Genomic DNA, 14,065 nt, shown 5'->3' with positions numbered 1-14,065 from the left:
GAAACAACTATGGAAAGTAAGAATAAAAAAGAGCGCTGATTAAATCAGCGCTCTTTTTTATGCATTCTGTGTACTAAGATCTCGCTGCGCCCCCATATAGCTCCCCATTAAGTTTTGGTAACCAGGAAGATGACTGGAAATTAATGCGCCAAACCCTTCAACATCGTTGCGCCAATCACGTTGTAACTCGCATGCTACACTAAACCAGTTCATAAGCTGTGCGCCCCCATGAGCCATACGGGTTAATGATGCATCTGCTACTTGCTTACTGAATGTTCCCGAAGCATCTGTCACAACAAACACTTCGTAACCTGCTTTGATTGCGGAAAGTGCAGGGAACGCAACGCAGACATCTGTAACTACACCTGCGATAATAAGTTGTTTTTTTCCAGTCGCTTTAATGGCTTTCACAAAATCTTCGTTATCCCATGCATTAATTTGTCCTGGACGCGCTATTTTTGGTGCATCAGGAAAGAGATCCGTCAATTCCTGCATGAGTGGGCCATTAGGTCCATTTTCGAAACTCGTTGTTAAAATAACCGGTAAATCAAAGAATTTAGCCGTATCGCCAAGAGCCAATACATTATTCTTAAATTCATCAACACCATAGTCACGTACTAGACCGGAAATAAGGCCGGTTTGATGATCCACCAAAAGAACAGCAGCATCATCTTTTGAAAGACGGGAATAAAGATCAGACATTTTATCATCCTCCTTAAATTCATTAAGTAAGTTTGTCAAAGGCATCTAAAAATTATGTAGAAAGCTTCTGAGGTGACTTTTAGTGAGGGTTATGATCCTTCTATTAATCTAGAACGGGAACCGGAGCATGATCAATCCAATGGATGAACTGTTGTAAATAGCGTTGAAGATAACGGTTTGTTTGTTCATCCGTAAGTATATTTTGAGTGGAATCAATTTTCTTATGGACTTGCGAAATCAGCATTTTTTGAAAGGGCAGCACATTGACTTGCATAGCTTCGAGTACTTCTCTCATTTGCATTTGGCTAAAGGCAGTACCGAACCCTCCGGGGGTTGCTCCGATTAAGCCAACCGGTTTTCTGTTGAACACAGAAGAGGTCCGAGGTCTCGATGCCCAGTCCAATGCATTTTTTAATACCCCCGGCATTCCGGAATTGTACTCTGGACTTACAATGATGACGCCGTCAACGTCTTGTATATCTGCTCTAAAGGATGTTACGGATTCAGGCGCTCCGGCCATTTCTAAATCTTCGTTAAAAAAAGGAAGACGGTCTATTTCAATCCAACGAAATTGCGCCGAATGATCCAAGTCAATCAATGATTGAGCAATTGCTCGATTATACGAGTTTTTTCGTAAACTTCCACAAATAAGACCAATGGTTTTAGTCATAAAATCACCTCCCGGTTTAAAATTATTTTCATCTTAACATGATAACCCAAATATAGACACTATTTTTAAAAATGGAAGTATTTGATTTATTGTGCGTGTATTCACCTTTACTGCCTTTTTCGTCATTTGATTAGTGATCCTTCTCACAATACATTCAAATATAACGTTCTGTACAATACCTATCTCAAAACCGAGATATTGTATGAAAAAATGAATGCGTCTTTAGCGCAAATCCCGTACCCGTCAGGCCTTCTTCATGACTTGATTTAGAGGTAGAGTTCATATAAAGTGGAAGAGAAAACAATTCACCGTGATGGAGGGACAAGCAAATGACGCATGTACGCTTTGATTACTCAAGAGCGTTACCTTTTTTCAATGAACATGAACTTACATACGCACGTGATTTCGTAAAAACGGCACACCATAATATCCATGAAAAAACAGGCGCCGGAAGCGACTTTTTAGGCTGGGTGGACCTCCCTGAAAACTACGATAAAGAAGAATTTGCGCGCATTAAAAAAAGCGCTGAAAAAATCAAATCAGATTCAGACGTGCTTCTCGTCGTCGGAATCGGCGGTTCATACTTAGGCGCCCGCGCGGCGATTGAAGCGCTCAACCATTCTTTCTATAATGTCCTGCCGAAAGATAAACGCAAAAACCCTCAAGTCATCTTTATCGGCAACAATATCAGCTCAACTTATATGAAAGACGTTATGGATCTTTTGGAAGACGCTGATTTCTCTATCAATGTCATTTCTAAGTCAGGAACGACGACGGAACCTGCCATCGCTTTCCGGATTTTCCGCAAACTTCTTGAAGAAAAATACGGAAAAGAAGAAGCGAAAGCGCGGATTTACGCGACGACTGACAAAGAGCGCGGCGCTCTAAAAACGCTTTCTAACGAAGAAGGCTTCGAATCATTCGTTATTCCTGATGATGTCGGCGGGCGTTTCTCCGTTCTGACTGCGGTGGGTCTTCTGCCGATTGCGGTAAGCGGGGCTGATATCGACGAAATGATGAAGGGCGCGCTTGATGCAAGCAAAGACTTTTCCAGCTCGGAATTAGAAGAGAATGCGGCTTACCAATATGCCGTCGTCCGCAACGTTCTGTACAATAAAGGCAGAACCATTGAAATGCTCATTAACTACGAGCCAGCCCTGCAGTACTTTGCAGAATGGTGGAAGCAGCTCTTCGGTGAAAGTGAAGGAAAAGACGAGAAAGGAATTTATCCTTCCTCCGCTAACTTCTCAACAGACCTTCACTCTCTCGGCCAATACGTGCAGGAAGGCAGACGCGATCTGTTTGAAACTGTATTAAATGTAGAAAAACCGAAGCATGAGCTGACAATTGAAGAAGCGGAAAATGATCTCGACGGCTTAAACTACTTAGCCGGCAAAACGGTCGATTTCGTCAATAAAAAAGCGTTCCAAGGTACGATGCTGGCTCATACAGACGGAAAAGTGCCGAACTTAATCGTCAACATTCCGGAGCTTAATGCATATACATTTGGATATCTCGTCTATTTCTTTGAAAAAGCGGTGGCAATGAGCGGTTATCTGCTCGGAGTCAACCCGTTTGATCAGCCGGGTGTTGAAGCCTACAAGGTGAACATGTTCGCGCTTCTCGGCAAACCGGGCTTTGAAGAGAAAAAAGCAGAGCTTGAAAAACGCCTTGAGAAATAAAAAGAATGGCTGGCCCGCATGACGGGTCAGCCTTTTTTAAACCGTGAAAGGTGTGATGATGAATTGACACGGCTCTTATGTAAGCATACCGTCATTTCCTTCTGTTCCGCCGCTATTGTCTTTTTTGCGCTGAACCCGTCCTCTGCTTCCCTCTTACAAACGATCTTTTTTTTCGCTCTTCCCCTCGGCTTGTTTACGGATATGGTCCGGCTGAAACTGAAGATGGGCCGGATGCATTCGCTCATTACGAAGTGCTGTCTGTATGCCGCCGTTTTCCTCATTTCGCCGGATGCCGCTCTCTCCGCAATTGTGACGTATGTTCTGATTGAATGCGCCGTTACCTCTTTTCAGCGTCTGTCTGCTGCTCCTGATTCTTTGCGGAAGCCGTATGAAGATATCGCAGACCGGGGACGCTAAAGACTAAAAGGAGCGTATTTACATGATCAGCATACCATCTTCACTTGAAGGACAGTCTTTTTTACTCCGCGAATTGGAACAGGTGCTGAAACCGATCGGTTATACCATCGGAGGCGGCTGGGAATATGACCGGGGATTCTTTGATTACAAAATTTCCGATCAGGACGGCTATTTGTTTCTCCGTATCCCTGTTGAAGCAAATAAAGGACGCCTTGATGAACGGGGAACGGCCGTTACAATCGGCACACCCTTTTTGCTGAGGCACGTCTATCAGCAGGAAACGGATGATGCAGCAGGCGGCGGAGTTTTTGAATCATTATTCAACCAATTCTCCGAGCCGAAACGCCGGGATGCGGCAATTGACCGCTCATATATAGATATCGGCATCTCGCTCGTGAAAGAGCTGGAAGATGTCCTGCTGCATTAAAGCGCCAAAAAAAGATCAGTACTGAGCACCTGGTATGACAGGGGAGGGGTCAGCATCGGCCCCTCTTCTTTTTGTATGCCGATAATCGTTGTATTCCGTTTGAGATAATAGCGCGCACAATCATGATAAGAGGAGCCCTTTAATTCCTCGGGGACGGGAATGATGCGAACCTTTTTCTCCAGCGTCAGGTCGGACAGCGTCTGCGGCTTGGCAAGCTGCATCTTGACCCGGTAATGCTCAAACATCACCCGGCTCGACAGGCGTGATGTGCACAGAATCTTATTGGCTCCTGCACGTTCGGCGTTTTTGACATACCGTTCCGTTAAAATTTCCACGATACAATAAACGGACGGATGCAGCCCTTTGATGGCGAGAAGCGTTAATACCGACAGCATATCAGCTTCGGATTCATTTTTCTGCTGGTCTGCTGTCAGAATGACGGTATCAGCTTCCGTAATATTCGCTTTATTGAGCGTGCTGTCATCAGCGGCATGTCCGCGGATGAAATGGACATTTTCAATAAGCGGGCCTTCTCTTAATGAATCATCAATCAGGACGACAGTTTTTGACGGTGCGATGTGCTGCAGTTCTTTCAGCAGCATATGCGACTTCTCATTCCATCCGATAAGAATGACGTGCCCTTTGCCTTTAAAGGCGACCTTCCCTTCGATATAACGGTGCTGTTTGCTGAACACGGCTGAAGAAAGCGTGGCGAAATAGGCGGTCACAAAACTCGCTCCGCTTAATACAAGCACCATGGCGGCAATCTGCCCGAGCGGCGTCTGCGGAACATAATCGCCGTAACCGACCGTGGCTACCGTAATTACCGCCCACCAAACCCCTTCAAACACAGACGTGAATTGCTTCGGTTCAAGCATGTAAATCAATTGGCCGAACAATAAGATCAAGGCGATAATGATCAGTCCGATCCGGATATATAACGGCCATCTCAGCCAGGAAATAAAGATACGGTTTGATTTCATTCGGCCTGCTCCTCTTTCGACAAAGAGATGGACAAAATCTGCTTAATAATGGTGTTTAATTTTTCATTCAGCTGTTCCTGCCCGTATGAGTCACGCGCCTGTCTGATTAAATCGGCCGTCTCATCCTCAAACTGAATGAGAGGTTCGTCGTTTTCCGATTCATTATAGAGCTGGATGAAGGCGTCAAGCCCCTCATTCATTCTGTCTATCGCATTGCTCAGCTTTTCTTTTTCGCCATTTGTCACTTTCATGATGGATCACACCTGTATCTTTTTTATACAGTATGTCCCAGTTCGTTTGATGTCTTTCAAAAATCAGCGAAAACATATTCACCTTCATTTTTTCATATGATAAAGAAAGCGGACCGAAAAAGGGTGAGTCAGATGACAGTCATTCAAAAACTGCTGGCGGCGCTGGCCGGAGCGCAGCTGCTCGCTTCAGCGGCCGTATTGCTTATTTTCGATTTAAATGGATATGATCATATGTCCGGCAGCTTTTCATGGCTCGCTTTCGCAAAAGGGACTGTCGGCACGTTTCCGTTTTATACCGCAATGGCCGGATGTGTTCTGATTTTGCTCGGAGGATTGATTCCTGTCAGAAAAAAGAAGCGGATTTCTGTACAGGAAAGCGGGCAATCATTAAAATAATATATAAGCAGATCGTACGATATAAGAGAAAAAGGAAGAGGATAATATGCTGTTTGTCTTTTTAACAATTGCTGCATTGGGATTGTCGTTTTGGGCACAATTTAAAGTGAAAAGTAATTTTCAGAAATACTCAGACGTGGAAGCTTCCAGTCAGCGGACCGGGGCGGAAACGGCAAGACGGATTCTTGATATAAACGGTTTATATGATGTGCCGGTAGAACCGGTAAGAGGCACTTTAACAGACCATTACGACCCGACGGAGCGGGTGGTGCGTTTATCTGAGCCGGTATATTACGGCCGCTCCATTTCCGCCATTTCCGTCGCTTCCCATGAAGTCGGACATGCTTTGCAGCACCAGGAATCTTACGGCGCGCTTGTGCTGAGGCACAAAATTTTTCCGGTCGTCAATTTTGCCTCAGGGGTCGCCCCTCTGCTTTTCTTGGGCGGAATGCTCCTTGGCAGCTTGAATTTAATCGGGCTCGGCATTATTTTGTTTTCTGCCGCTGTTTTTTTCCAGCTTGTCACACTGCCTGTCGAGTTTAATGCCAGCGCGAGGGCGAAGCGGATTATCGTGTCGGAAGGATTCATTCGCAACAGTGAAGAACACGGCGTGAATAAAGTGCTGAACGCCGCTGCGCTGACGTATGTGGCTGCGGCGCTCGTTTCATTATTCGAGCTGCTTCGTTTTGTGATGATTTTCTTAAATGGTCGTGATGAGAATTAACACGAAGGAGGTGGCCCCTTACCGTTTGCGGTAGGGGTTTTTTTGCTTATATTAAAACTGATTCTCATTTTGCTGTTAATCGGATTAACGGCCATCTTTGTCGCTGCGGAATTTGCGATTGTCAAAATCCGCGGTTCAAAAATTGCGGAGCTGGTTGAAACCGGAGACAGCCGGGCGCTTGCGGCGCACCGGGTGATTACAAATCTCGACGAGTATTTATCAGCGTGCCAGCTCGGCATTACGATTACGGCGCTCGGACTCGGCTGGCTCGGGGAACCGACGATTCAGCGGCTTCTTCATCCTGTTTTCAGTCTGATCGGAATGCCGTCACCCATTACGCACGTCGTCACGTTTATTGCGGCGTTTATCGCCGTCACGTATCTGCACGTCGTCATCGGGGAGCTTGCGCCGAAAACGATATCCATTCAAAAAGCTGAAGCCGTCAGTCTGTGGACGGCAAAACCGCTCATCCTCTTTTATAAAGTGATGTATCCGTTTATCAAGCTGTTAAACGGCTCAGCCGGATTTTTGGTCAAGCTGTTCGGATTTCATTCGGTGAAAGAACATGAAGTCGTGGTCAGTGAAGAGGAATTGCGGCTGATTTTGTCTGAAAGCTATAAAAAAGGTCAAATCAATCAATCCGAATTCCGTTACGTCAACAAAATATTTGAATTCGATAACCGTGTCGCCAGAGAAATCATGGTGCCGCGCACCGAAATCGCCGCCATCTCGCTCGAGCAGTCAGTTGATGAAGCCATTCATCTGATCATCAACGAGCGGTATACGCGATATCCGGTCATTAAGGAAGACAAAGACCACATTCTCGGCATTATTAACAACAAGGATTTATTTAAAGCGTATTTTCTCGGCCGTTCCATCGAGTTAAAAGAAATTATGCGTCCGGTCATCAGAGTCATTGAAAGCATCCCTGTTCAAGAGCTGTTGATCCGCATGCAGAAGGAGCGGATTCATATGGCGATTCTTGTTGACGAATACGGCGGTACGGCGGGACTTGTGACTGTCGAAGACATATTGGAGGAAATCGTCGGCGAAATCCGTGATGAATATGACCAGGATGAAATGCCCCACATCGTCAAAAAAGGCGAGCATCATTATGTGATGGACGGAAAAGCGCTGATAGAAGAGGTGAATGATCTTCTTGATATCGCGATCGAAAATGAAGACATAGACACGATTGCGGGCTGGCTCCTCACACAAAAAATGGAGCTGAAAAACGGTGATGTGTTTCATGCTGAAGGGTGCGAATTCAAGGTGCTTGAAGCAGAAGACCACCATATCCGCTTTGTTGAAATTAAAAAAACAGATTTCTGAGCCTCCTGCTTTTGCAATGAGGCTTTTTTTGCGAAAAAAATGCTTCTTCATCCCGCTCCTTCATATGCTGTAAAGAAAGGAGTGGACGGTATGAAAACGGATTGGTGGAAAACGGCGTCCGTCTATCAAATTTATCCCCGCAGCTTTATGGATTCGAACGGGGACGGAATCGGCGACATGAACGGCATCAGAGCAAAGCTTCATTACATAAAAGAGTTGGGGGCTGATGTGATCTGGCTTTGCCCCGTTTTTGACTCGCCGGGCGCCGACAACGGCTACGATATTCGGAATTACAAACAAATTGCTGAAGAATTCGGGACGATGGAGGATTTTGACCGGCTCCTCGCGGATATCCATACACTCGGCATGAAGCTGATTATAGACCTCGTCGTCAACCATACGAGTGATGAACATCCTTGGTTTATCGAATCGCGCTCAGCGAAAGATTCCGAAAAACGGGACTGGTACATCTGGAGAGACGGAAAAAACGGCAAAGAGCCGAACAATTGGGAAAGCATTTTCGGCGGATCGGCGTGGGAATATGATCAAAAGACAAACCAGTATTACCTTCACCTGTTTGATAAAAAACAGCCTGATTTAAATTGGAAAAACGAAACGATGAGGCAGTCCGTTTATGAGATGATCCGCTGGTGGCTTGATAAAGGCATTGACGGCTTCCGGGTGGATGCCATTTCTCACATCAAGAAAAAAGAAGGGCTCCCTGACATGCCGAATCCGGACGGTCTCCCGTATGTCCCGTCCTTCCCGTATCATATGAATACAGAAGGCATCGTGGATCTCTTAAAAGAGCTGAAGCGTGAAACATTTTCGCGCTATCCGATCATGACGGTCGGCGAGGCGAACGGGGTGACGGCTTGGGAGGCAGCTGATTGGGCCGGTGAAGAAAACGGCGTCTTCCATATGATTTTTCAATTTGAACACCTCGGCCTTTGGGATACGGATGATGATCAAAGCATTTGCATCCCGGCGCTGAAGCGCGTTTTGTCCGACTGGCAGAACAGCCTTGAAGGAAAGGGCTGGAATGCGTTATTTATGGAAAATCACGACCAGCCCCGATCCGTTTCGGTATGGGGTGACGAACGGTTTTTGACAGAAAGCGCTAAGGCACTTGCCGCAATGTATATGCTGACGAAAGGCACGCCGTTTATTTACCAGGGACAGGAGCTCGGCATGACCAATGTTTCGTTCCCATCCATTGAAGATTACGACGACGTCACAATCAAACAGCTGTATGAAAAAGAGACGTCCCGCGGCGTTCCGCATGAAAAAGTGATGAAGACGATCTGGAAGAAGGGCCGGGATAATTCACGGACACCGATGCAATGGAGCGGGACGGCGAACGGCGGGTTTTCTGAAGTTTCTCCGTGGCTCGGGGTGAATCCGAATCACACATGGTTGAACGCTGCATCGCAAATGAAGGATGAAACTTCCGTATACCATTTCTACAAACGGCTGATCGCCCTCAGGAAAGAACATGACGTATTGATCAGCGGAACTTATGAATTGCTGCTTCCAAAAGACCGGCAGATTTATGCCTACTTAAGAAAAAACGGAACAACAACCGCCCTGATCATCACCAATCTGACTAAAACTCCCGCATTATACAGGCACCCCGGTTATCCGCTTGCCGCCGATGCGCTCGTGCTCGCAAACATGGAAACGCCGCCGCATCGGCATATGACATCCTTCCTTTTAAAGCCTTATGAGGCCCGCGTATATATATGGTGAAAAACTTCAGTTTTGGGGCTGAAGTTTTTTATGATCTGCGTTTATCATCGCGATCCGACAGGAAAAGACAAATACAGAAACGAATATGGGAAAGGGAAAGAAAAAGAGAGGAGGCATTCATATGCTGAAACAATTGCAGATTCAAACAAACAGACGGGATGAAATGATCGACATCACACATGAAGCGGAAGCGTTTCTCCGCGAAACAGGCGTGAAAAACGGTTTGGCGCTCATATACTGTCCCCATACCACCGCCGGCATTACCATCAATGAAAATGCCGACCCGGATGTGAAAAAGGATATGCTCCGCAGGTTTGACGAAGTGTATCCATGGGAGCACGAATTGGACCGGCATATGGAGGGAAATACGGCGGCACATATGAAGGCGAGTACAACGGGCGCATCCCAGCATGTCATCATAGAAGGCGGGCGCCTGATCCTCGGAACGTGGCAGGGCATTTATTTTTGCGAATTTGACGGTCCGCGAAACAGAACATGTTATATCAAAATCCACGCTGAAACGGAGGCAGCCGCAAATGAGTGAATGGATGGACGCATTATCATTAACAAAGCCAGTCATTCAGGCTCCGATGGCCGGAGGGCTTGTCACGCCGCGCCTGGCTGCGGCGGTATCGAATGAAGGGGCGCTCGGAAGCCTCGCTTCAGGATACGTCAGCCCGCCGGCGCTTGAAAAACAGCTTATCGAGATGAAAGACCTGACCGGCCGTTCCTTTCAAGTGAATCTGTTCGTCCCGGAAGAAAGGCAGATGCCTGAGGAGGCACTGGTTGAACAATGGAAAGCGCGCATCCCGAGGGCAAAAGACGCCAAGCCGTTCTCCGATCTGAAAGAAGAGTGGAATGATTTTGAAGAAAAAGCGGACCTTCTGATCCGTTACGGGGTCAAAGCGTGCTCATTCACCTTCGGCCTGCCGCCGGAAGAAACGGCGGAAAAGCTGAAGAAAAACGGCTGCTTCCTGTTCGGCACAGCGACAACGCCGGAGGAAGCGAAGGCTTTTGAAGAGCGGGGAATGGACGCCGTTATCCTTCAAGGAATAGAAGCCGGAGGACATCGCGGATCGTTTCTGCCGGTTAAAGGAGAACCGGCTCTCGGTCTTATGGCGCTCATTCCGCAGGCTAAAGACGCGCTGAATATCCCGGTCATTGCAGCAGGCGGCATTTTTGACCGCCGCGGGGTGCAGGCGGCCCGATGTTTAGGTGCGGACGGCGTTCAAGTCGGCACGCCGTTTCTCCTTTGTGAAGAAAGCAGCGCTTCACCGGCATATCAAAAAGCCATTGCCGAATCAAAAGGAGCCGACACACGGCTGACCACCTTGTTTTCGGGAAAACAGGCGCGCGGAATCGTGAATCAGTTCATGAAAACATATGAAGCTGACGAGGGAAAAACGCTGCCTTATCCGCTGCATAATACGCTCACAAAGCCGATGCGCGGGCATGCGGCTCAATCGGGGGATGCAGAGTATATGTCTTTATGGGCGGGCCAGTCCGCCGCGAAACTTGAAGGGCCGACAGATGTGAAAACTGTTTTGGACCGCTTGTGCCGATCATAATCAAGATGCTGTGAGGTGATGGAAGATGAAGATTCTTCAAATGTCCTATAAAAAAAGAGGAAATATTGAATTTGTCTTTGAAGATTTTCCGCATTCCAAAGTCACCATGGCGCCGATTAAAGGGTATTACTTTGTCCGGGCCATTAAATGGAGCAGACGGGACAGAGCCGTCACCAGCCATGATTTAGAGAAGTTTGAATGGGCGGCAAACCAAGCGCTCGGCACGACGGCTTTTTACCGAAAAAGAAAAGCATTCCACATCCCATCGTCACATTGACAGACGATGGGATTGTTTTAATGCATCATCCGATATAGCGCGGGCGCATCAAGCCTTGTCGCCTGAGAAAGCAGATAAGCCGACTGCACGGCATCTCTTTTTCTTAAAGAATTCAATTTATGGATAATCTGTTCAGCGGTCAGAATCCCGAGACCGTGGGCGAAATATTGGTCATTCCCCATCACAATGACATTTTCTCCCCGCCACTGGGCCTTTGCAGGATTAAAATCAGGGTTTTTAAAATATAAACAATCTCCCCTTAAAAAGTGGCTGCCGGTTTCCGTGTAGATCGGCAGATGCTCATAGTGCCAGTCATACAAAGTAATATCCCGGAAAAGGCGGTCAAACCGCTCTTCACCGATTGTCTTTAAAACGGCCAGATAATAAATCACGACAATGGCCGTCGCGCATTCAAATGCATAAAATGCCCCGTTTTCAACAATATCCCGAATCGCTTTTGAAGCGGGAATTCTGTACTTCAGCTCCAGGGCTCCTTCCGGCGTCAGTCTCCAATAAGCCGTATTTCCGTATGTTTTGGCGAAAGTTGCAAATTTTGCACCTGATCCGTGCAGTTCTCTTGCGGCTTCCACAATATGGCGCCGCACCCGGGCTTCAAACATCAGTTCAGCAATCGATCCGTAATCAAATTGTACGGGAGAATTGGTCAGTTCATTTAGATACGGAACAAGGCTTTCTTCCGTCTGCCAGTTCGCAATGTCCTGGGGCCGAAGCACTTGGCCGGAAATGATAATCATCTGCGCGCCCCCCTATCTTTTTTTATAAGATATGCAGGAAGCTTGGGAAATGAAAATCAAGTCATAAAAAAGGAGGAAATGTTAACAAAATGTGAAGTCTGAGCCGATATATAAGGTATCACACATGAGGGAGCAGCTTAATATGAAAAAATTCATTAATTGGTGCACAAAGGCATCGATTTCACGTAAATTAATCATTTCATTTATCGTGATCTTAATCATACCGATTCTCGTGCTAGAATTCAGTTCATACCATACGGCGAGCAATTCGCTGGATGATCAGATTTCAGGCAACGCGAAAAACAACATCGAATCTTTTAACACAACCATTACAAATGATATCGGCGCAAAAGCAAAGGCGATTGAATTTTTCAGTGAAACCTTAAAAGGGTCATCATTCTCAAAGAAAAATATGTCCGCTCTTGAAGAAAAGTTCAGGCAATACACGTCTATTCATAAGGACGTAGCCCGCATTTACGGAGGAACGGAAGACGGCAGCTACACACAGGCGCCGAAGGAAAATACTCCGGCTGATTACGATCCGAGAACACGCACATGGTATAAAGACGCTGTAAAGGCCGGCGGCACGCTCGTTGTCACCGATCCTTACACTGCGGCAAGCGACGGCAGCATGGTCGTCACCGTGGCAAAGCAGATGCAGGACGGAACAGGCGTAGTAGCCATGGATATTACGATCGACCAGCTGCTGAAACAGATGCAGGGAATCAAAATCGGGCAAAAAGGCTTCGTGTTTATCACATCTAAAAATAAAACCTATGTCGCGCATAAAGACCACAAACCGGGCGATAAAGTCTCAACCCCGTGGCTGAACGAGGTATACAGCAAAGACAGCGGAATTATTTCATACAAGCTTGATGATGAAAATAAAAAAATGGCATTTACGACAAATAAACTGACCGGGTGGAAAATAGAGGGGAGCATGGAGCTCAACGAAATTAAAGACGCCTCACAACCGGTGCTGACGATGGGAATGATCGTCCTTGCAGCATCCATTATCATCGGGGGAATTTTAATTCTGTTTATTGTCAGATCCATTACATCACCGCTGAAACGTCTTGTCCGCTCGTCTAAACAAATCAGCGGCGGAGACTTGACTGAAACCATTGAGATCCGCTCGAAAGATGAACTGGGCGAACTGGGCGCAAGCTTTAATGAAATGGGAGAATCTCTGCGCGGACTGATCAGCGCGATCCAAAGCTCGGTCGACAACGTGGCCGCGTCATCAGAAGAGCTGACTGCTTCAGCTTCGCAGACAAGCAAAGCGACAGAGCATATTACGATGGCGATTGAGCAGTTTTCAAACGGGAACGAAGAGCAGAGTGAAAAAGTCGATTCAAGCTCAGCCAAGCTGAATCATATAAATGACGGGCTCGCCGCCGTTTCCCGCACATCATCATCCATTACGGAAGCATCTAAACAATCGAAAGAAGCTGCCGGCACCGGGGAAGAATATGTGCAGCAAACCGTCGGGCAGATGAATCTCATCAATCAATCCGTCCAGCAGGCGGAAGCTGTTGTAAAAGGCCTTGAGGCCAAATCAAAAGACATCGCTCATATTTTAAGAGTCATCAACGGCATTGCCGATCAGACAAACCTGCTTGCATTAAATGCAGCCATTGAAGCGGCAAGAGCCGGTGAATACGGGCGGGGCTTCTCAGTAGTAGCGGAAGAAGTGAGAAAGCTTGCCGTCCAATCCGCCGGTTCTGCAAAAGAGATTGAAAAACTCATTCAGGAAATCACGTCTGAAATTAATACGTCGCTTCACATGTTTACATCCGTTAATGAAGAAGTGCAATCAGGACTTGCGGTGACGGACCGAACAAAAGAAAGCTTCCAGAATATCTTCGGCATGACAAACGACATCGCCGAGAAGCTGCAATCCATGAACGGCACGGTTGAACAGCTGTCAGACAGCTCTCAGCACGTCTCAGCCGCGGTAACCGATATTGCGGACGTTTCACGGGAAAGCGCAGCAAGCATTCAGGATATTGCCGCATCCGCAGAAGAACAGCTTGCATCTATGGAAGAAATCAGCACATCCGCCGACACTTTGGCGCAAATGGCCGAAGAACTGCGGGAATTAACAAAACAATTTAAAATCAACTAGTAAA

At 46.9% G+C, this 14,065-nt stretch carries 16 protein-coding genes; 11 read left to right on the top strand and 5 right to left on the bottom strand.

From position 1 onward, the window contains the following. Positions 1–57: 57 nt before the first annotated feature. Together ycaC and AD710_RS03190 are read right to left on the bottom strand one after the other, a co-directional pair. A complete protein-coding gene (gene ycaC, locus AD710_RS03195) occupies positions 58–702 on the bottom strand; it encodes an isochorismate family cysteine hydrolase YcaC (protein WP_045925828.1) in 645 nt (214 codons plus the stop codon). Positions 703–805: 103 nt separating this feature from the next. Further along, positions 806–1,372: an NADPH-dependent FMN reductase gene (locus AD710_RS03190; RefSeq protein ID WP_049627251.1), complete on the bottom strand. Its 567-nt coding sequence runs from the start codon at positions 1,370–1,372 to the stop codon at positions 806–808. 329 nt (positions 1,373–1,701) lie between these two features. Between AD710_RS03190 and AD710_RS03185 the strand changes: the two genes are divergently transcribed. Genes AD710_RS03185 through AD710_RS03175 form a run of 3 tightly spaced genes read left to right on the top strand, consistent with a single transcriptional unit; the run spans position 1,702 to position 3,898 of the window. Next, positions 1,702–3,054, top strand: a complete 1,353-nt coding sequence (locus AD710_RS03185) for a glucose-6-phosphate isomerase (protein ID WP_014472188.1) — start codon at positions 1,702–1,704, stop codon at positions 3,052–3,054. Between the two features lie 18 nt (positions 3,055–3,072). After that, on the top strand, positions 3,073–3,471 hold the full coding sequence (locus tag AD710_RS03180; protein WP_049627250.1) for a hypothetical protein: 399 nt from the start codon (positions 3,073–3,075) through the stop codon (positions 3,469–3,471). Positions 3,472–3,493: 22 nt separating this feature from the next. Beyond that, positions 3,494–3,898 (top strand): YugN-like family protein, encoded by a 405-nt coding sequence (locus AD710_RS03175; RefSeq protein WP_016938149.1) that lies wholly within the window; start codon positions 3,494–3,496, stop codon positions 3,896–3,898. On the opposite strand, the gene AD710_RS03170 is transcribed toward AD710_RS03175, so the two are convergent. Together AD710_RS03170 and AD710_RS03165 are read right to left on the bottom strand one after the other, a co-directional pair. After that, positions 3,895–4,881 (bottom strand): potassium channel family protein, encoded by a 987-nt coding sequence (locus AD710_RS03170; protein ID WP_047477012.1) that lies wholly within the window; start codon positions 4,879–4,881, stop codon positions 3,895–3,897. The two genes, AD710_RS03175 and AD710_RS03170, sit on opposite strands and share 4 nt — an antisense overlap. Next, positions 4,878–5,132: a protein mistic gene (locus AD710_RS03165; RefSeq protein WP_016938151.1), complete on the bottom strand. Its 255-nt coding sequence runs from the start codon at positions 5,130–5,132 to the stop codon at positions 4,878–4,880. Before AD710_RS03165 ends, AD710_RS03170 begins: the two co-directional genes overlap by 4 nt. Positions 5,133–5,264: 132 nt before the next feature. Between AD710_RS03165 and AD710_RS03160 the strand changes: the two genes are divergently transcribed. From AD710_RS03160 to AD710_RS03130, 7 genes are all read left to right on the top strand, one after another. Then, positions 5,265–5,528 carry a YuzI family membrane protein gene (locus AD710_RS03160; protein ID WP_045925825.1) on the top strand — a complete coding sequence of 88 codons (264 nt, stop codon included), beginning with the start codon at positions 5,265–5,267 and terminating at the stop codon, positions 5,526–5,528. Between the two features lie 46 nt (positions 5,529–5,574). Beyond that, positions 5,575–6,252: a zinc metallopeptidase gene (locus tag AD710_RS03155; protein ID WP_007408641.1), complete on the top strand. Its 678-nt coding sequence runs from the start codon at positions 5,575–5,577 to the stop codon at positions 6,250–6,252. Between the two features lie 42 nt (positions 6,253–6,294). Next, complete coding sequence (locus AD710_RS03150) at positions 6,295–7,584, top strand: hemolysin family protein (protein ID WP_016938153.1); 1,290 nt, start codon at positions 6,295–6,297, stop codon at positions 7,582–7,584. A 90-nt stretch (positions 7,585–7,674) separates the two neighbouring features. Beyond that, the gene (locus AD710_RS03145; protein WP_049627249.1) at positions 7,675–9,333 is read left to right on the top strand and encodes a glycoside hydrolase family 13 protein; all 1,659 of its coding nucleotides are present in this window, start codon (positions 7,675–7,677) and stop codon (positions 9,331–9,333) included. Positions 9,334–9,454: 121 nt separating this feature from the next. Next, positions 9,455–9,877, top strand: a complete 423-nt coding sequence (locus tag AD710_RS03140) for a secondary thiamine-phosphate synthase enzyme YjbQ (RefSeq protein WP_047477015.1) — start codon at positions 9,455–9,457, stop codon at positions 9,875–9,877. After that, entirely contained in the window at positions 9,870–10,901 is a 1,032-nt protein-coding gene (locus tag AD710_RS03135; RefSeq protein WP_049627248.1) for an NAD(P)H-dependent flavin oxidoreductase, read from the top strand. Before AD710_RS03140 ends, AD710_RS03135 begins: the two co-directional genes overlap by 8 nt. Before the next feature lie 25 nt (positions 10,902–10,926). Then, complete coding sequence (locus AD710_RS03130) at positions 10,927–11,178, top strand: hypothetical protein (RefSeq protein WP_016938157.1); 252 nt, start codon at positions 10,927–10,929, stop codon at positions 11,176–11,178. Positions 11,179–11,195: 17 nt separating this feature from the next. Here the strand turns inward: AD710_RS03130 and AD710_RS03125 are convergent, their stop codons facing one another. Beyond that, complete coding sequence (locus tag AD710_RS03125) at positions 11,196–11,933, bottom strand: protein-glutamine gamma-glutamyltransferase (RefSeq protein ID WP_049627247.1); 738 nt, start codon at positions 11,931–11,933, stop codon at positions 11,196–11,198. 142 nt (positions 11,934–12,075) lie between these two features. Here AD710_RS03125 and tlpB point away from each other — a divergent pair, with 142 nt between their 5' ends. After that, the gene (tlpB, locus tag AD710_RS03120) at positions 12,076–14,061 is read left to right on the top strand and encodes a methyl-accepting chemotaxis protein (protein WP_049628753.1); all 1,986 of its coding nucleotides are present in this window, start codon (positions 12,076–12,078) and stop codon (positions 14,059–14,061) included. Positions 14,062–14,065 lie beyond the last annotated feature (4 nt).

Origin of the sequence: Bacillus sp. JFL15 (assembly GCF_001184225.1) — a bacterium.
GTDB classification, from domain to species: domain Bacteria; phylum Bacillota; class Bacilli; order Bacillales; family Bacillaceae; genus Bacillus; species Bacillus siamensis.
Note: the sequence above shows the minus strand (reverse complement) of the source record. Positions and strands in the feature narration are given on the sequence as shown.

Coding starts and splice junctions, on each gene's coding strand:
- AD710_RS03160 (WP_045925825.1), top strand. CDS start 5,265: ATGACAGTCATTCAAAAACTGCTGGCGGCGCTGGCCGGAGCGCAGCTG.
- tlpB (WP_049628753.1), top strand. CDS start 12,076: ATGAAAAAATTCATTAATTGGTGCACAAAGGCATCGATTTCACGTAAA.
- ycaC (WP_045925828.1), bottom strand. CDS start 702: ATGTCTGATCTTTATTCCCGTCTTTCAAAAGATGATGCTGCTGTTCTT.
- AD710_RS03170 (WP_047477012.1), bottom strand. CDS start 4,881: ATGAAATCAAACCGTATCTTTATTTCCTGGCTGAGATGGCCGTTATAT.
- AD710_RS03145 (WP_049627249.1), top strand. CDS start 7,675: ATGAAAACGGATTGGTGGAAAACGGCGTCCGTCTATCAAATTTATCCC.
- AD710_RS03155 (WP_007408641.1), top strand. CDS start 5,575: ATGCTGTTTGTCTTTTTAACAATTGCTGCATTGGGATTGTCGTTTTGG.
- AD710_RS03125 (WP_049627247.1), bottom strand. CDS start 11,933: ATGATTATCATTTCCGGCCAAGTGCTTCGGCCCCAGGACATTGCGAAC.
- AD710_RS03165 (WP_016938151.1), bottom strand. CDS start 5,132: ATGAAAGTGACAAATGGCGAAAAAGAAAAGCTGAGCAATGCGATAGAC.
- AD710_RS03185 (WP_014472188.1), top strand. CDS start 1,702: ATGACGCATGTACGCTTTGATTACTCAAGAGCGTTACCTTTTTTCAAT.
- AD710_RS03190 (WP_049627251.1), bottom strand. CDS start 1,372: ATGACTAAAACCATTGGTCTTATTTGTGGAAGTTTACGAAAAAACTCG.
- AD710_RS03175 (WP_016938149.1), top strand. CDS start 3,494: ATGATCAGCATACCATCTTCACTTGAAGGACAGTCTTTTTTACTCCGC.
- AD710_RS03135 (WP_049627248.1), top strand. CDS start 9,870: ATGAGTGAATGGATGGACGCATTATCATTAACAAAGCCAGTCATTCAG.
- AD710_RS03140 (WP_047477015.1), top strand. CDS start 9,455: ATGCTGAAACAATTGCAGATTCAAACAAACAGACGGGATGAAATGATC.
- AD710_RS03180 (WP_049627250.1), top strand. CDS start 3,073: ATGACGGGTCAGCCTTTTTTAAACCGTGAAAGGTGTGATGATGAATTG.
- AD710_RS03130 (WP_016938157.1), top strand. CDS start 10,927: ATGAAGATTCTTCAAATGTCCTATAAAAAAAGAGGAAATATTGAATTT.